This window comes from Sphingobacterium paludis (genome assembly GCF_004364125.1).
GTDB classification, from domain to species: Bacteria; Bacteroidota; Bacteroidia; order Sphingobacteriales; family Sphingobacteriaceae; genus Sphingobacterium; species Sphingobacterium paludis.
In genome coordinates, this window is the sequence record NZ_SNZV01000010.1 from 50,599 (window position 1) to 68,423 (window position 17,825).

Here is a 17,825-nt window from a genome sequence, read left to right on the forward strand (position 1 = left end):
CGGATGAGCACGACCACCAAACTCTCCGCAAAACGTTGGTATCGGCTATTGCCGGTGGCATTTGTCACATACAGTTTAGCTTATTTGGATCGGGCAAATTTTGGCTTTGCCGCCGCCGGCGGCATGGCCGAAGACATCGGCATTACGCCGGCGCTATCCTCGCTATTGAGCTCGCTATTTTTCCTGGGCTATTTCTTTTTTCAAATTCCAGGCGCCTATTACGCTGCGAAACAGCGGGCAAAAAAATTGATTTTTTGGTCCCTTATCTTATGGGGTGGGCTGGCGGCGGCCACAGGTATGGTTAACGACGCCTACAGCCTTATCGCCATCCGGTTTTTGCTGGGCGTGGTTGAAAGTGCAGTCATGCCAGCTATGTTGATCCTGCTAAGCAACTGGTTTACCCAGCGCGAGCGCTCGCGGGCCAACACTTTTCTGATCTTGGGCAATCCCGCTACCGTACTCTGGATGTCGGTGGCATCCGGTTATTTGATCGATTCGTTGGGTTGGCGCTGGATGTTCATTATTCAGGGACTGCCGGGCGTTATTTGGGCTTTCTGTTGGTGGAAATTAGTCGATGAAAAACCGAATGATGCCAACTGGTTAAATGCCGATGAGAAAAGCGATCTAGAGGTTGCTCTGCAAGAGGAACAAAAAGCGATAAAACCTGTGACCAACTACGCGCAGGCCTTCCGTTCGCGCAGCGTTATTTTACTTTGTGCGCAATACCTCCTTTGGAATGTGGGTGTGTATGGCTTTGTTATGTGGCTTCCAAGCATTATTAAATCGGCGCCAAACATGAATATAGTCACAACGGGCTGGCTGGCGGCTGTGCCCTACGTGTTTGCCATCGCGGGCATGCTGATTGCCTCTTTCTATGCCGATAAAGCGAGCAGCCGCAAAAGCTTTATATGGCCATTTTTACTGATTGCTGCGCTGGCCTTTTTCTTATCCTACGTCGTGGGTTCGTCCAATTTTTGGATGTCCTACATTTTACTGTCCATTGCAGGTGCCGCCATGTACACGCCATACGGCCCCTTCTTCGCGCTAGTGACCGAGGTCTTGCCCCGCAATGTTTCTGGTGGAGCCATCGGCCTGATCAACAGCATGGGGGCGCTGGGATCTTTTGGTGGTGCCTATCTGGTGGGGATCTTGAATGCCTATACACAAGGATTTGGCAGCGCTTATCTTTTCATGTCGTTGAGCCTAGTGGCTGCAACGGTGCTGACACTCCTTATTGCGCGGCAAGGCCGCCTAAAAACCGATGAAACCAATCAAAAAAGTATAACAATTTAAATTAAATACATATGAAAACTACAACAAATGGACGTCGTTCCTTACTTAAAAAAATCGCGGCATCAGCGACAGGCATCTTTGGCATGGGCTTTCTAGCGAAAGCGGAAACCGCTATCCACTCTTCGGAAAAACAGGTTGGCAACATCAGCACCGATCAGGAAATTCCGCTATTCTCTGGACACACCAAACAAGGCAACTTGGTATTTGTGGCCGGTAAAGGCGCGCATTTCAAAGGTGATGTGGCCGCGCACACGAAGCACGTGCTGGATGAGTTGGAAAAAGAACTGAAAAGTGCCGGCTCTTCTATGGAGAAGGTACTGAAAGTAAATGTTTACTTGGCCGACCTGGCAGACTACGACAAAATGAACGAAGCTTACCGCGGCCGGTTTGGCAAAAAACCTCCCGTCAGGACGACTGTCGCGACATACGGCGGGGTACCGGGCGATTCTTTGGTGGAGATGGACTGTATAGCCTATGTTTAGGTTCTCCAGAACACTGTTGTGCCTGACGCTATGCCTAGGTGGGCAACTAAGGCACCATGCCGTTCAAGCGCAGGTATTACCCAAAGCAGAGTTGACCTTTTTAACATCGTCTTGGACTGGTGATCGCTTTGAAGATGGACGGCCCAAAATCGCTGATGATTGGATAAATCGTGCGCGTGCCATTGGACTTGACGATGCTTGGACAATCCTGAAGAACAAAGGGTATAACAATCAGTTTGTTGGTGGCTGGAAGCCGCTGCATGCTGACCATCCCATTGTTGGTCGCGCGGTAACGGCGACATTCATGCCGAGCCGTCCCGACGTAGACCAACATATCGTAACGCGTGGGCACGAAAATGGTAGGCAGGGCAACAGCAATACCTGGCCTATCGAAGTGCTAACCAAAGGCGATGTATACGTAGCAGACGGCTTTGGCAAGATCGCTGGAGGCACTTTGATCGGGCAGACACTGGGTAATGCTATTTTCAACAAAACGGGCAATGGCGTTGTTTTTGATGCTTCTGTACGGGATCTGGAGGGACTTATGGAAATAAAAGGATTTAACGCCTTTGTCCGTGATTATCACCCGTCCTATCTCGAAGAGTCTACGTTGATGGGGCTCAATGGCCCTACCCGCATCGGCGGCGCTATTGTGCTGCCTGGCGACCTAGTACTGGCGCAAAGGGAAGGCGTGTTGTTTATCCCGGCACACTTGGTGGAGCATGTAGTTACCCGAGCAGAATTTATTTTACTGCGCGATAAGTTTGGTTTCGAAATGATCAAGAATGGGAAGTACAATACGGGCCAAATTGATAATCAATGGACCACTGAAATCAAATCATCCTTCTTAAAATGGCTGCACGAAAACCCTGCAGATGTTAAATTGACGGAAAAACAACTGGATGAAATCATGAAGGATCGCACTTGGTAATACACGGAGGCGGTTATTTTTTCTAAAAAACACGAGGCTGTCTAAAACGCAAAAAGTGAACGTTACCCCGATAAGAGGTAACGTTCGCGAGGCCGAAGGCAGCTCCGTGTTTTTTATTTTGTAATCAATATCATGTTAAGCGCGCTATTTTCAGAAATCGCGTTCAGCTTTTGGGTTTTGGAACCGTGTTACCCGACTGGTGCATCTTTGGTCGAAACGTTGTTTGTGGACCTTGCTTATTGGCTTAAATAAATTGTTTTATGATCCGCAGCAGATTTTCGGGCGGCATCTAGGATCGCCACCGTGATGACGTTGGCTGGTAAGCCATAGCAATCAAATTCATCCAGTATCAACTTTCCTTTCACGACGGCAGACAGTACCGAGAATGGGTCATCAAAGGGAGCCTTCCGCTTGGCGAGTTTTTCGGTTTTCTCGCTTTGTTGGTTCTGCAAACGATACCGCAGCGTTGTCGCTTCAGCAGCTATCGCATAGCCTTTCGTTCCATACAGCTCCATATCTTTTCGAGAAAAAGGCCAGTTCCACGATGCTTGAATAATGCACTGCACGCCCGAATATTGCAATATGATAGATGCCTCGTCATCGACGTTTTTATAAATATCTGGCTTATTTTGATGGCTTACGGCGGTTACCGAAAGCGGCTTTTCGCCTTTCATCAACCAGGTCATAAGGTTGGCGCCATAACAGCCAAAATCAACCAGCGCGCCAGCACCGTTTTTCGCTGGATCGGTCAGTATCTCGAAAAACTCCTTGCTCACGCCAATCTCTTTTGGACCTTCATGTCCATCATTCACCATGACCTTCCGAATATCACCCAACTTGTTAGCATCAAGCAAACTTTTCACCTGTTGGTTGCTTTCGTACCACGAGGTCTCAAAGTTGGTTAGCACATGGACATGATGTTTTTCTGCAAGTTGCTCTATTTCTACGGCATCCTCCAGCGTACTCGCCAACGGTTTCTCCACCATGACGTGGATATTCCTTGGCGCACACGCACGAACGACCAAAACATGCTCGCTGACGGCGCCGAAAGCGGATACTGCATCGGGCTTAACCTCATCTAACATTTTTCCCAAGTCCGTAAAAAACATATTTTTACTGATGCCGTATTGCTTGGCATAGCGATCGATCAACGCGGTATTCGTCTCATAAATGCCGACTAGCTGTACATCGTCCTTATTTTTTCTATTGAAAATCCAGTCGACGTGTCCGTGACTTAATCCGGCGACAGCAAGTTTTAATGCACCTTCCGCAAAAGTGCTACAGGCAATTAGGGTGAATACAAAACTCAACATACTTGATTTTATCATTTTCTTGGATTTTGTGCTGGCTTCATCCATTCAGAGATTTAACCAGCGGGGTACAGCATAGATTCTTTTTTATACTACAATATAAAAAATTATGCGGTAATCTATGCCTAGTTTTTCTATACCGTAAAGAGACAGCAATATGAAGAAGATGTAATGGTCTTTCAATTTTGCGCCTAAACTTCTCCGCGTATAGGCGTATTTTAAATAATTAGCAATTTCATTTTCACGCTATGCTTTCTTTTCAACGTATAATTATTTCTTTATTTTTGAACTATTAAAAAGGTAATAGTAATATTAAGGTGACAAATAGCCCTGCCACGAAAAGCTTCAAAAGCAGGCGGTCGAATACTGTTATCGATCAGTAAAACCGTAGAAACTATCAGCGTAAAATGGAACGTATCGATTCGAAAAGACCCAAATATCCTTCTTTAAGAACTATGCTAAAGCTAAGTAGGGATATTGGTGTTAGTGGCGTCAAGATCATTTTTTTTGTGCTTTTTGCTTATGGGGTTACAAACACCGTCCTAGTCATTTTTACGTTCGTCCGTTTTTTTAGCTTCGACTTTTCATGGACAAATTTGTATGCGGTTCTACTTGTGCTCTTCATGAGCATTTGTTTCACCGCAATAGCTTGCTTTCTTACTTATCGATATATGATTGCGCTTGTCTTTTGGAAAGTGTATGAAGCAACGCAGCCGCAACGCGTTCTGATTAGTCAAGATATTATCAAACGGGCAACCGAAATTTTTAGTGGCCGAAAGGATATCAAACAGGAGCAGCTTCAGAACGTTGTCAATTGGACGCAAACGGTCTACAGGTATTACCAGCACGTACCGGTATTCTTTCAATCGGGTATCACACAATTGTTCAGCCGCATACCCATTAGCAAATTTATTATCGACGTAAAAGAAGACGTCATGCTCGGTAACCCGACTTTGGCTGCGGAAAAGCTGTACGAGCAAATCAGCAATTTCTTCGAAGAACAGCTGATAAGCCAACCTAGCAACCGCTTCACGTGGCTGCTTTTGGCTATTGACGCTACTGTTTTATATAATTTGGCGACACAGGTCATCGTCGCCGGTTAAGTACAAACTTAAACGCGTCCAGCCGAATAGCCACCATAGCCTGGACGGCATGCTTATGTTACCTCGTTCTTCAGGAGCGTTATGCGATTGCAGCTACTATTTCGTTTCGTCGGGGTATTTATACTCTTCTTCCGTAACAGGTTGCAACCAAACGGCACCGCCAATATTTGTATTCGTACCGATGGCGATATGTGTCATAGCTTCATCCGGTGTGGCGCCGTGCCAGTGCGCTACATCGGGTGGGCATTTTATGACTTCGCCATGGTTAATTACCTGTACGGCCTTGCCCTTTTCCTGATACAACCCTTTTCCCTCGGTAACTAAAAGTATCTGACCGCCCTTGTGGTAATGCCAATTCGTGCGTGCTCCGGGCTCGAACGTAACAGAACCGATATTGACATGATGCACGGTATCTGTTTCTGCCAGATAATTAACCCACACCGTTCCTGTAAAATTGGCATTTGATACCCGCTCGCCTTTCGGAAAAACGGGTTGATCATTTTTTGTTGCTTCCACCGTTTTCTGATTATTGGTACATGCTGCAACTAGGACGACTGCAATAGGTAGCAAATTTTTAAGATGATGTTTCATTGCGCTAGATCTTATAGGTTCGTTTGATAGAATTCCACCAATTTATCGACGGCCTGTTTTACATATTCGGGTTTCCAATAAGTTTCGATATGTGTAGCTCCATCAAGCACAAACAGTTCTTTATCTTTTGCATGGATCGCTTTGCCAAACGCCTCATCCGTCATATATTTGGTATCGGCTTTACTACCGGCCATCATAAGTAGTGGTTGGTCAATCAGTTCAATTTGATCTGTTGCATCCCACGTCATTAGATCCATCAAGCTGCTCATCGTATACAGGAAGGTTGAATTTGGGTGGGCATGTGATCTATAGTAGTATACATATCCCTCCCGATAGAGATCCATGGACGTTTTTGCAATTTCTTCATCCGTTACGCTCGCCACCCCGGCATAGGCTACGTTGGCTCCTGCGGCTTCTTGTGCACGTGCTTCTGCTGCTTGTTGCAAGCGTTCTTGAATAGTGTTCAGTTGGGTGTTTTGGAAGCCATTCCGTCTTACTTGCCCTGAATTGAACATACTTAACGTTGCCACCGCCTTAAAACGCTTGTTGCTTTGTGCTGCTTTTAACGTATAGCCTCCACCGCCGCAAATCCCCAAAACTCCTAAACGCTGTGCATCCACCCCTGCGTATTGTGCGATAAAATCAGCCATACCTTGAATATCCTCCGTTCGGTATTGGGGCTTATCGGTGTGGCGTGGCTCGCCGCCACTTCCGCCCTGATAGCTTGCATCTGCCACCAGGGTGATGTATCCAGCTTCGGCGAGCTTCTGTCCATATAATCCTGCCGTCTGTTCTTTGACACCACCATTTGGATGGGCTACCACTACCGCCGGATAGTGTTTTGAAGCGTCGTAATCTGCTGGTGTATACACATTAGCGGCAATGTCAATATTGTTCAGTTTGTACGTTACAGGATGTATATTTACTTTTCCTTTTTCATTTGCTGTTATTGCTCCGTCATACACCAAGGTATAGGGGTTTTGTTCGGCTTTTTGATGGTATTGTGCGTTTACCGTCTCTGTTGCTATTGATGCCATGGCTACAGCTAAAATGGATGTTAAACTTTTCATGAGGTATTTTTGTTATGCTATAAAATTCATTATCGGTCGGAAGGCGTTAGTAATCGGGTGAATGACATAGAGCCTAATTTCCATGTTACCCCTTCTTTCAGATACACTTCCGTTACCATAAATGGATTGGTTACTTCGTTCCCGCCGACGACCGCCAACAGTGTAATCTTGTTTAACAGAATGGCGACGTTACCTATCAAATTTACCGACACTTCGTGAATATCGGCTTGCTTGTAATGTATACCTCCGCTTTTGATAACGCCGAGTTCCTGTTCCTTTGTCATGCTGCCGCCCATGTGGACAAAAACCGCTTTCTCGTGGAAAAGGGCGTTCAAGGTATCGACCTTCTTATCTGACATCCATTGCCATTTTTCTTTCGAGAGATTAATGATCTCCCGCTCTGTGGCAGCATGCTGGGCCCATGACCACTGTGTGGCGATAGCGATTAAAAACAGTCCTATAATTGTTGCTTTCATAGTAAATTGTATTGTATATCTATTAATTAATCTAAGCTTTTTTCTCTCAGCCATGCTGCCAAATGGTCGGCCACTTCCCTATTGTTCAAATCGGAAAATGGAAAATGGGTATTACCATGAATGCCGATCTCGGGCAAGTGTATCACTGTTGCGTCGCCACCATGCTTATTGACGGCTTTTGCCCATAACCTCGCCATCTCTAACCCCGACCGCCAATGATCTTTATTCCATACTTGGGTAGGTTCTTTGGCTATGTTATCGCCGTAATAAACGACAATCGGAATTTTGGTTAGTTTTTCGAAGTCAGACAACGGAATTTCCACGCCCTTCAATGCGCCAAAAAGCCCCGTTGATTGAATCGGTTCGGGCAATTCGCCTTCAGGGAATACAAAGCTGCTATACGGTTCATAGGCCACTACCGCTTTGACTTTATCATTTTTTATTGCAGTGAACCAGCCAGGCCCTCCTCCTTGCGAGTGAGTTACCAAAATGCCCTCTCCAATCTTATCGAATAACTGCGAAACCGCATCTGTGATCACCTTGCCATCGAAGGCCCCTGTATTCGGAGTCATTTGCCGGTAGAACTGTGCTAACGATGCCTCGTCTTTCGGAAACTGAACATTCGGAAAGTAGTCGGGATAGTTGCCTATTCGAAATTGGGTGAACCAAAACTGCTCATCGGGCGTTGCTTTGATAGTTTCTTCGACCGTGCTTCTGCCGGCTTCGCCACGCCGCGGTTGGTCAAGCAAATACACACCGAAGCCTTTTCTTAAGAATATGTTTTGAAATCCTTCACGCCCGTCGGCAGTCGTTTCCCAGGTTTTTTTCGATTGCCCTGCGCCATGTAAAAAAAACAGCGGGTATTTTCGAGCCTTCGGTGGAACTTGATAGAAAACATAGGCATGGTCGCCGTGATAGGTTTGTCCATCAGGTTGTAGTGGATTTGTTAAATCGAAATTTCCATCTTTTACTATTCTCTTTCCTCCGACGGCAAAACTGCCCTGCTCCTCGATGAGCAACACGTTTCTTTCCATTTCTGTCGTTTTGTTTTGTGCATGTATATGAGCAGACATCGATATTGCTATTATTAGAAAGGTTATACTTCTCATTTTCAATTTATTTTAGTTTGTTCGTGGCGAGCACTTCATTTAAAACGCTTTGCGCTGCTTTAGCGGCCTTATCTCCTACCGTTGATTTAATAATCGTTACAAATTGCTGCAGCTTTTCCGGCGTTAACCCTACCTGCAAGCAAATGGCTAGGTGCGAGCGTAGCATGGGTTCTGCATGTTCAATACTGGCTATTACCGAGATCGTCACCCATTCCCTTTCGGCATAGGTCAATACATCCCGTTCAAAAATATCGGCAAATAAATGTTCTTTCAAAAACGTATCGATGGTTGGCGCAAAGGCTGAATAACCTGTAAGTGTGTCGGGTTGCGGCATTTGGGTTAATTCCCCTAAAATCTTTTTACCGCGCGCATATTTACTGCTTTTTTGGTCGATGGGCGACGCACCTCTGCCTGTCTTATCGGCTATGCCTTTTGCCTTTCGCTCATCTATCACCTCCATAAACGTTTGCAAGCCTCTAATACTACGCGGAAACCCGCAATACGCGTAGCTGTGCACCAAGACCTCTTTTACTTCATGAACGGTTAAACCTGCTTCAAGTCCGCTGGTTAACGCTATTTTCAGCGGTTCTAAATCACCTTTTGCCGTCAATGCCGAAATTGCTATAATGCTTTGTTCTTTCGGACTTAATCCGCTTTCGTGTGTCATGTTCTGTTGCGCTTGTAAATTTCCTGCCATGCCAATACTTACGATAAGCAACAGGGTGATTAACCCTCTTTGTCGTTTCTCCATCATACCTTGCTATTTAGTGCTTCATTTGAATTTTCTGCAACCATTTTATTACGTCTACCTGCACCTGTTTTTCTTTATCCTCCTCCATTACATACAAAATGCCATCGCGTTCTTTACCACCCTGCGTGGAAAAACCCTCCATGATGGTGCTGTTTGGACACAGCTGCCTTACCGTTTCGAAACTGTTACCGATGCCGTAACCGGCGTTCGTATTAAAAGGTACTACTATTTTACCGCTTAAATCGTGTTGGCTTAAAAAGCTTTTCATGGGTGGAGGTAACTGCATTCCCCACGTTGGAAAGCCGATAAACAGTACATCGTATTTTGCAATATCCTCGACCTTCGTTTTGAGTGGCGGCAGATATCCCCTCCGGTTTTCTTCCGCTACTTGATCAACAGTCGTCTGATAATGTTCGGGATAAGGGTTTTCTAATTCCAATGCAAGCAACGTACCCCCAACCTGTTTATGAATAATGCCAGCAACCGCCTTTGTATTGTTCGTTCGTGATACATAAACGATCAGCACGCGTTCGGGCTCGATGCCCGGTTGTTCATATTGACCTGCTGTATCCGTTGTGGCAGTACAAGACAATGGCAACACCCACATAAGGACTGCTATTTTCGTTATCCAATTGCTATTTTTTATCATGCTGCGTATAATGTGTATACCCTTATCTCCAGGTGATCATAGTCCTATATCGTGAACAGAACAAAGTTGTGGTTAATTGTTGGCTTCCGGCGTATACCGATTACGGTGTTCGTTACCAAAATCACTGATTCGCATGTAACAGGCAACAATGGGGAGAATGATTTCGTAATTTTGCTTTGTAAGCTATAAACAATAGAGGCTATGGAAGATATACGTTATTTCGGCAGTGTTAAAGAGTACAATGATTTCAACAACAATGCGACGCTTCACCCTTTGGTCAGTGTGGTTCATTTGGAAAAAGCTGCTCCGAGGAAACTTCAACGTCTGCGCTACGGCTTTTATACGGTCTTTCTCAAACAGATATATTGTGGTGATTTGCGCTACGGGCTGAATACGTATGATTACGAGGAAGGAACCTTAATATTTCTAGCTCCTCAACAGGCTATCGGCGAAAGTGGTGATACCTATTATCAGCCACAAGGACTTGCGCTCGTGTTTCATCCTGATTTAATTGCCGGAACCACGCTGGGTAAAAACATGACTGATTATCATTTTTTCTCGTATGCGGTTAATGAAGCCCTGCACTTGTCCGAACAGGAAAGAAAGATTATCCATGATTGCTTTGGGAAAATTGAATATGAGTTGCAGCACGCTATTGACAAGCATAGTAAAAAGCTCATTGTCTCCAATATCGAGCTATTTTTGAATTATTGTACCCGCTTTTACGATCGTCAATTTATCACGAGGGAGCATGTCAATAAAGGTATTTTGGAACGCTTTGAGGAGTTGCTTAGGAGCTACTACTTATCGGATAAGCCACAGGTACTGGGACTACCATCCGTTTCTTGGTGTGCTGGTGAACTAAACCTCTCGACCAACTATTTTGGTGATTTAATTAAAAAGGAAATCGGTGTGTCTGCTCAGGAATATATTCAAACGCATGTTATCCATGCAGCAAAAGAGCGGATTTCTGCCGGTGACCAATCTATCAGCGAGATTGCGTACGAGCTGGGCTTTAAATATCCGCAGCATTTTAGCCGCCTGTTTAAACAGAAAGAGGGCGTGACGCCTAATGAATTCAAAAATTTGAGTTAAAAAAACGTTGTACCATGCGTCGTTTTATGCGTAACAAAAGTATGAAAGGCAAGGATAATTAAATAATACATGCTATTTTAGGGATGTAATCCAGTGGCGTATTATTTGATAATGTCTACACTATTGCCACGAGCGGGCATACGTAAAACCTAAGCATCTATATGCACACTGGACGTGTAATCCTTTATGAAACGAAGCTAACCCACTTATGAATACATTCATTCCATGCCCTCTATATTTAATTTTATTAGTGCTACTCACCGCGTGCTCATCCACACAAAAATTCACAAACCCCGTTATTTCAGGCGATCTCGCTGACCCTAGTGTCATCCGTATCCATGACACCTATTACGCAACATCTACATCGTCGGAGTGGGCGCCCTTTTATCCCTACTTTAAATCTAAGGATCTGATCAATTGGACACAAATCGGACATATTTTCGACGTTCAACCCGAATGGACGTCATCTTCTTTTTGGGCACCCGAGCTCTACGAGCTCAATGGAAAAGTGTATTGTTACTATACGGCTCGACGCCGTTCCGATGGCGTAACCTGCATTGGCGTTGCGATAGCTAATTCTCCGGAAGGTCCGTTTGTGGATCATGGCATCCTGATCGATCACGGAACAGAGGCTATAGACGCTTTTGTTTTTGAGGATGAGGGCCAACTGTACATCACTTGGAAAGCATATGGGCTGGATGAAAGAAACATTGAAATTGTTGGAAGTAAATTGTCTGCCGATGGTTTACGGCTGGAAGGAGAGCTGTTTTCCTTGCTGCGCGATGATGAAGGCATTGGTATGGAAGGCCAATATCATTACAAAGAGGGTGACTATTATTATTTGATCTATGCTGCTCGCGACTGCTGCGGCCCGAAAAGCAACTATGATGTCCGCGTGGCACGCGCCAAAAGCTTTACCGGACCTTACGAAAAATATGAAGGTAATCCGATCTTAACCGGCGGCAAGGAATACGTTTCTGTAGGGCACGGAACGGGAGTAAAAGGCTTGGACGATAACCACTATTATTTATGCCACGGCTATCTTGCCGGCGACAATGTCTATCAGGGGCGTCAGCCTATTCTGCAACAGATCAAAATGGACGCAGCAGGTTGGCCTTACTTTGTTACCGGAAAAGAAGCTGTCCGCAATCAACAGCTGATCGAGGCTGCCAAGAAGCAGAAGGAAACTCCGGATTTTGAGGACTCATTTGATAGCCAAAGCCTGAAACCAGCATGGACATGGAATTACGCTTTTGCGACTAACGAATTCGAACTAGCAAATAAACAGCTTCATTTAAAAGGAACGCCAAAGTCGGACAATAACTACGGAACCGTGATGTGTATCCGCCCGACGACTCAACACTACAGCTTTGAGACGCAGGTTGTTAATCAGAATGATGCGGCAAAAGGATTAACGCTTTACGGAGATCATAAAAACCTTTTTCTTTTGTATACTCAGGGCAAGGAACTTCATTTAAAATCGGTGAAGGATGGACAAGAAACCTTACTTCAAACAATCGTTCACAAAGCAGATCCTATGTACCTCAAAGTTGAAGTAACCCGTGGTGTGTATTGTGATTTCTTTTGGAGCACAGACGGTCAAGCCTGGAATAAAATAAATAAGGAAGCTATAGATGCCGCTGCGCTGACCCGATGGGATCGTGTTGCACGCCCCGGCCTAATACATGTAGGCAACGCAAATGAGCCTGCCGTTTTTAGCTACTTCAAAATGAAGAGGCATTAATAAACACAAGTGGTAATGAAGGTAGGGAGCGATAAGATTAAAGTACCACACTGACCCATCGCATTACACCATACCGTTTGACAGCGATCGAAAGCCATGTACTAAAAGAATGACGTTGATCAAATCTTTACTATTTCCTTCCCTAGGCGGGAAGGTAAAGAATATGTTTGCGGATTGGATGATGGAAAATTCGTTGTGGGCATGAGCTTATCGCTCACGCCCTAACAACTTCTATTTACTCCACTTATCTGCTAACATCTTCATGTAGAATCCACCGACAACGCTACGCGCTTTAAAATTTTCCCGAATACCATTCGTAGAATCATAGAAATCGTTCAGCGGCACGCGGGATGGTGTTTCAATCGCATGTTGAAACACCGGGTGTATAAACTTTTCGAAGGTCGGCCGGTCCGTTGTCAAGACTGCCGTCCATAGTATCCAGTCATTTTTCGTATAGTTCTTCCGGCTGTCCAAGGGTAAGCCGAAACGATTCATACGCGGCAAGTAATAGGCAATTTCCTTTGCAGCCACCGTTTTTGGAAACAAGCCAAAATCTAAAACCTTATCCCAGACGAGGTTATATTTTTGGCTCCAGGTATTGGGGTCATCAAAGGTAAGTGCGTAGTGGTCTCCGCCATCGGCCATGGCCATCCATTTGGGCACCATCTCCTGCGCAATCTTCTGATAGCGATCTGCAACATCTTTCTTTCCCAGCAGTTCTGCAAGCCGTGCATAGCTGGCGATACCCATAATCGCTTTCAGCGAAAGATTGGCATTCCGAGCAAGGTGGCCAGCGAAGTCATCGGTACAAAGCTGCGTTTTTGGATCGAGCCCTTCTTTGACGAGGTAATCCGTCCACTTGGTTAATATGTCCCAATGTTTAGCCGCATATGCGGCATTGCGTTCGGCTTGCGCTATCGCTGCTGTCATAATGAGCATATTTCCTGACTCCTCGACGGGCATCGGCTCGCCGTAGGTCTGTCCATTCGCGCGCGGATACGTTCCCAGGTCATGTGCAGCCCACGGATGTGGGTACTTTCCGCTTTCACTGAAATGGAAAATACCATTGAGCATGCCCTGCAGCAACACCGGGTTGTAGAGCAGGTACAAAGGTGATGATGGGTAGGTCACATCCACCGTGTTGATAAATCCGCCGCTATTATTTTCTTTGGATAACCACAATACTTCTTTTGCCGGCCCTTCCACTAAGGTATGCGCAGCGATACTCTGTCTATATGCTATAACACAGAGCTGTGCATATTCTTCTCCTCCGGCCGCATAAGCCTGCTGTTGTAGGGTTTTATCAAAATCAGCACAGCGCTGCATTAGTATTTTATAATCTTCCACCGCAGCCTGTAGTTGCGATTCGAAAGCACGGTCGCCATTTTTGTTCCACCAAGGGCGTAGATCTTGGTTAAAATACTGAATAGCGATCACTTCATCATATCCGATGGTTAGAAAACGCTCTACAGGGGAAGTTCCCACCGCGCCTAATGAGATTTCGGTATGCAACGATAGCGATTTGCCGCGATATGGACTGTCCTTTTTTTGTGCATTGCTCCCCGACAGGTATTGTTTGACATCTTTACCTGCAGGTGCCGCAACGTATAGGTAACCCCAGTCGATACGCATATCGTCTGCGCCTTTTTGTAAAGTTGGCTGTTCGACAGTACCCGCCTTCAGGATAGAAAGTTCTCCATCCGTGTAAGCCCATCCTTCGACTTCTTGCTGATCGGACATGTATACCGCGATGTCCGAAGACACTTCTTGGTGAACCTTAACACGATGTTGCTTGCCATCTTTCGAGCTGACCTCGTAGGCAATGTAAGAAACAGGCCGCGCGAGAAGATCAAGATTGTCTAGCAAGAGTGGTGAAGTGAACGTTACTTTTAGGGCGACGCCGGCACAGTCAAATGTATACACCGTTTGTGTGGCATGCACATCTACGCCCGTTTGCTGCGCAACAGCCACGCCTGCCTTGCCAGATGGTAGCTTGCTTACCAAGTCAACATCGAGAAACCGCCCGCCCGCTGTATTCTTTACATGTATCGCAAGTACATTGTTGCCTACACGCAGCAGCCCTTTGGCTTTGGACGAAATATCAAAATACTCAAAGCTATTATTCCATCCCTCCTTCTCAAAAACAAGTTTCCCATTGAGGTACACTTCGACATTATCATCATGATGTAATTTCAGATACAACGGTTCATTTTGAACTACTTTATCCAGCGAAAACTCCCGCCTCACCCATATGTTATCGGAATTCCAAAATGTGCCGGATACCGATTTATTATCAGAGATGGGCAGCACGCCCTCCTTCCAATCAGCGGCTTTGAAACTTAATGCCTGCCAATCCTTCGCTTGGGCTTTCTCGGTATACATCACCGCTGCTTTCCCCTCTTCTCCTACACGTGGCATAATCGTTTGGTACTGCGGAGCATCCATGCCCATAAAACGATAGGTTGTGCCATCTACCTCGAGGTACCCGGTCAAGCCATGTGCCACCCCCGTCCAATGCTCTGTAGCCTTATCGGTCAGCACATCGCTCGTTGACCAAATACTGAAATTGGGATTATGGGTCACCAAAGGATAAGCTGGAGCCTTCCGAGCCTGGTTGTTCTGGGCGGAAGCCGCCAGCACACTGAAAACCGACGCGAACAGCCATAAGCATCTACGCACTCCTCGTCTGCTACACTTCATTATTTCTGTCATATTGTATTTTATTCAGTTTATCACTTGTGTTAAAGATACGCTAAGGTTCCTTGCCCTAACTATCAGATAATATTCAAAAAATGGCACCAACTGTTCATTTTTCGTTTTCCTTAAGCACGCATTGCTAAGCTGCTTCACTTTTCCCTTTTTAACGGCCTCGAGAAAAAGAATACGGTTTATCCGCCGCTGCTGTACCTCTAGAAAAATTAGGTTGTGCGGACATGCTAAAGTTAAGTTTAGCCCCCTTATACAAATCTTCGATACGCAAATAGTTTTGTGTATATTTTTTTCCGTTGACACGTAGCTGATTCACGTAGACACTTTCTTTGGACTGATTTTCTGCGGAGATAATTATTTTTTTTCCATTCTCAAGGCTCACGGTTACTTCATCAAACTGCGGAGACCCCAACACATATTCGCCAGCCCCTGGCGCAACCGGATAAAAACCTAAGGATGAAAACACATACCAGGCTGACGTTTGTCCATTATCTTCGTCACCGCAATAGCCATCCGGGCCTGCGGAATAGAGCTTATCCATGATCTCGCGCACCTTATTCTGCGCCTTCCAAGGAGAGGCAGAATAATTATATAAGTACGGCATGTGCTGTATAGGTTGGTTACCATGCGCATACTGCCCCATGTTCATAATCTGCATTTCACGCATTTCATGAATCATACTGCGGCTTTTCATTCCCTCTTGGCTAGGCACCACAAATACGGTGTCTAACATCGCGGTGAATGCATTATCGCCTCCCATCAGGTCGATCAACCCTTGCGGATCATGGAATACACAAAAGCTCCAATGCCACGAGTTGCCTTCCGTAAACTCCTTTGACCAGGCGCTGGGGTCAAAATTTTTAACAAATGTCCCATCTTTATTCTTTCCTCGCATCAGCTTCGTGGATGGATCGTACAGGTTTTTATAATTAAGTGCCCTTTCGGCATATATGTTGGTTTCGGCGTCTGGTCGTCCTAAAGCCTTGCCAAACTGATATATACACCAATCATTATAGGCATATTCCAATGTTCGCGCAGCATTTTGCGATATTCCCGCATCTGCAGGAATGTATCCTAAAGTATTATACAGCTCATGGCCGTATCTTCCAGTAGAGGTATTCGTAGGGTGCACGTTATTTGTTCCCCATTGCACGGCTTCCCAAAGTAGCATTGGGTCGTAGCCCTTTCGCCCGGTCAGATAGGCATCTGCCACAACAGAGGCCGAATTGTTTCCGATCATGGAGGCGCGATGTCCCGGGGAAGCCCATTCGGGTAAAAAGCCACTTTCTTTATACGCGTTAACGAGGCCTTCCTGCATGCGGTCGTTCATCGAAGGATACAACAAATTCAGTAACGGAAACAAGCTACGGAACGTGTCCCAAAAACCTGTATCAGTAAACATCTCTCCGGGTAGTACTTTTCCGTTATATGGGCTGTAGTGTACGCGATTTCCGGACGCATCTATTTCGGAAAGGTCGCGGGGAAAGAGCGTAGAACGGTATAGACAGGAATAAAAAGTCTGCAAACGTTCTAGATTCTTATCTTTAATCTGCACACGTCCAAGAACATCGTTCCACGCGGCACGCCCTTCATTTGCAACCTCCTGCAGTGACTTCCCACGTACCTCCTTTAAATTTAAGGAGGCTTGTTCAAAACTAATGAATGAGGAAGCGACGCGAGCCGTTATCTGCTGCCCTTTTTTTAGTCCTTTGAATCCGACAATCGCTCCTGCGTGATCTGTGGTTACCTCAAGACCTTTTTGGGCTTTCAGGTTGCCGTTGTCTACTAAAAAATAGCTGTCCAACGGTTGGTCGAATTCAATAACAAAATAGTTCTTGAAGTTCTCGGGTGTACCCCCACTGTTGCGCGTATTGTATCCGATAATCTTATTTTCTTCGGGGATCAGCTTCACGAAAGAGCCCTTATCAAAAGCATCGATGACAACATATGCACTATCCGTTTCGGGGAAAGTAAATTGAAAGACGACGGCCCGTTCTGACGGGCTGAACTCTGTCGTTATACCGTGATCTGCTAAGAATACACTATAATAGTAGGGCTTTGCTATTTCCGCTTTATGTGAATACCAACTGGCTCGCGCATTTTGGTCAAATAAAGGCTTTCCTGTTATAGGCATCAACGAAAACTGTCCATAATCGTTATTCCACGGACTGGGTTGATGGGTTTGCTTAAAGCCTTTAATCTTGTCGGCCGAATAGGTGTATACCCATCCGTCTCCCATATCTCCGGTCTGCGGCGTCCAAAAGTTCATGCCCCATGGACGGGCAATAGCGGGATAGGTATTTCCTGTCGAAAGTTCATACTTGGATAACGTCCCCACTAATGTGCTCACATAATCTACCGGTTGCAGCGATTGTGCGGCAATTTTCTGGATAGACAGCATCCATAATAAGGCAAACAGAAAAAAAGAATTGTGTTTCATATGTATATCATTTGTGTGTTAACGGCCATTTGCCAGCTGGCAAATTCATGCGGGTTTGCGCTTTCCAAAGAT

General features: G+C 45.6%; 15 protein-coding genes. 6 read left to right on the plus strand and 9 right to left on the minus strand.

What is annotated here, in order from left to right:
• Nucleotides 1-3 precede the first annotated feature (3 nt).
• Genes B0I21_RS17515 through B0I21_RS17525 form a run of 3 tightly spaced genes read left to right on the plus strand, consistent with a single transcriptional unit; the run spans nucleotide 4 to nucleotide 2,706 of the window.
• The gene (locus B0I21_RS17515) at nucleotides 4-1,293 is read left to right on the plus strand and encodes an MFS transporter (protein ID WP_133641787.1); all 1,290 of its coding nucleotides are present in this window, start codon (nucleotides 4-6) and stop codon (nucleotides 1,291-1,293) included.
• 11 nt (nucleotides 1,294-1,304) lie between these two features.
• Nucleotides 1,305-1,775 carry a RidA family protein gene (locus B0I21_RS17520; protein ID WP_133641788.1) on the plus strand — a complete coding sequence of 157 codons (471 nt, stop codon included), beginning with the start codon at nucleotides 1,305-1,307 and terminating at the stop codon, nucleotides 1,773-1,775.
• Nucleotides 1,768-2,706 carry an RraA family protein gene (locus tag B0I21_RS17525; RefSeq protein WP_133641789.1) on the plus strand — a complete coding sequence of 313 codons (939 nt, stop codon included), beginning with the start codon at nucleotides 1,768-1,770 and terminating at the stop codon, nucleotides 2,704-2,706. The genes B0I21_RS17520 and B0I21_RS17525 overlap by 8 nt, the downstream gene beginning before the upstream one ends.
• Nucleotides 2,707-2,942: 236 nt before the next feature.
• On the opposite strand, the gene B0I21_RS17530 is transcribed toward B0I21_RS17525, so the two are convergent.
• Nucleotides 2,943-4,034, minus strand: a complete 1,092-nt coding sequence (locus B0I21_RS17530; protein WP_133641790.1) for a Gfo/Idh/MocA family protein — start codon at nucleotides 4,032-4,034, stop codon at nucleotides 2,943-2,945.
• Between the two features lie 653 nt (nucleotides 4,035-4,687).
• Here B0I21_RS17530 and B0I21_RS17535 point away from each other — a divergent pair.
• Nucleotides 4,688-5,119, plus strand: a complete 432-nt coding sequence (locus B0I21_RS17535) for a hypothetical protein (RefSeq protein WP_133641791.1) — start codon at nucleotides 4,688-4,690, stop codon at nucleotides 5,117-5,119.
• 96 nt (nucleotides 5,120-5,215) lie between these two features.
• Here the strand turns inward: B0I21_RS17535 and B0I21_RS17540 are convergent, their stop codons facing one another.
• Genes B0I21_RS17540 through B0I21_RS17565 form a run of 6 tightly spaced genes read right to left on the minus strand, consistent with a single transcriptional unit; the run spans nucleotide 5,216 to nucleotide 9,765 of the window.
• Nucleotides 5,216-5,710: a (R)-mandelonitrile lyase gene (locus B0I21_RS17540; RefSeq protein ID WP_133641792.1), complete on the minus strand. Its 495-nt coding sequence runs from the start codon at nucleotides 5,708-5,710 to the stop codon at nucleotides 5,216-5,218.
• Nucleotides 5,711-5,721: 11 nt separating this feature from the next.
• Entirely contained in the window at nucleotides 5,722-6,780 is a 1,059-nt protein-coding gene (locus B0I21_RS17545) for an alpha/beta hydrolase (RefSeq protein WP_133641793.1), read from the minus strand.
• A 29-nt stretch (nucleotides 6,781-6,809) separates the two neighbouring features.
• Nucleotides 6,810-7,256 (minus strand): nuclear transport factor 2 family protein, encoded by a 447-nt coding sequence (locus tag B0I21_RS17550; RefSeq protein WP_133641794.1) that lies wholly within the window; start codon nucleotides 7,254-7,256, stop codon nucleotides 6,810-6,812.
• Between the two features lie 26 nt (nucleotides 7,257-7,282).
• Nucleotides 7,283-8,329, minus strand: a complete 1,047-nt coding sequence (locus B0I21_RS17555) for an alpha/beta hydrolase (RefSeq protein ID WP_133641839.1) — start codon at nucleotides 8,327-8,329, stop codon at nucleotides 7,283-7,285.
• A gap of 43 nt (nucleotides 8,330-8,372) precedes the next feature.
• Nucleotides 8,373-9,119 carry a carboxymuconolactone decarboxylase family protein gene (locus B0I21_RS17560; RefSeq protein ID WP_166637893.1) on the minus strand — a complete coding sequence of 249 codons (747 nt, stop codon included), beginning with the start codon at nucleotides 9,117-9,119 and terminating at the stop codon, nucleotides 8,373-8,375.
• Nucleotides 9,120-9,129: 10 nt separating this feature from the next.
• The gene (locus tag B0I21_RS17565; RefSeq protein WP_133641795.1) at nucleotides 9,130-9,765 is read right to left on the minus strand and encodes a flavodoxin; all 636 of its coding nucleotides are present in this window, start codon (nucleotides 9,763-9,765) and stop codon (nucleotides 9,130-9,132) included.
• A gap of 201 nt (nucleotides 9,766-9,966) precedes the next feature.
• Between B0I21_RS17565 and B0I21_RS17570 the strand changes: the two genes are divergently transcribed.
• Complete coding sequence (locus B0I21_RS17570) at nucleotides 9,967-10,860, plus strand: helix-turn-helix domain-containing protein (RefSeq protein WP_133641796.1); 894 nt, start codon at nucleotides 9,967-9,969, stop codon at nucleotides 10,858-10,860.
• Between the two features lie 208 nt (nucleotides 10,861-11,068).
• Entirely contained in the window at nucleotides 11,069-12,604 is a 1,536-nt protein-coding gene (locus B0I21_RS17575; RefSeq protein WP_133641797.1) for a family 43 glycosylhydrolase, read from the plus strand.
• 231 nt (nucleotides 12,605-12,835) lie between these two features.
• Here the strand turns inward: B0I21_RS17575 and B0I21_RS17580 are convergent, their stop codons facing one another.
• Nucleotides 12,836-15,316, minus strand: coding sequence for a glutaminase family protein (locus B0I21_RS17580; protein WP_243836224.1), 2,481 nt, complete (start codon nucleotides 15,314-15,316; stop codon nucleotides 12,836-12,838).
• Between the two features lie 148 nt (nucleotides 15,317-15,464).
• Nucleotides 15,465-17,753 (minus strand): GH92 family glycosyl hydrolase, encoded by a 2,289-nt coding sequence (locus tag B0I21_RS17585; protein WP_133641798.1) that lies wholly within the window; start codon nucleotides 17,751-17,753, stop codon nucleotides 15,465-15,467.
• Nucleotides 17,754-17,825 lie beyond the last annotated feature (72 nt).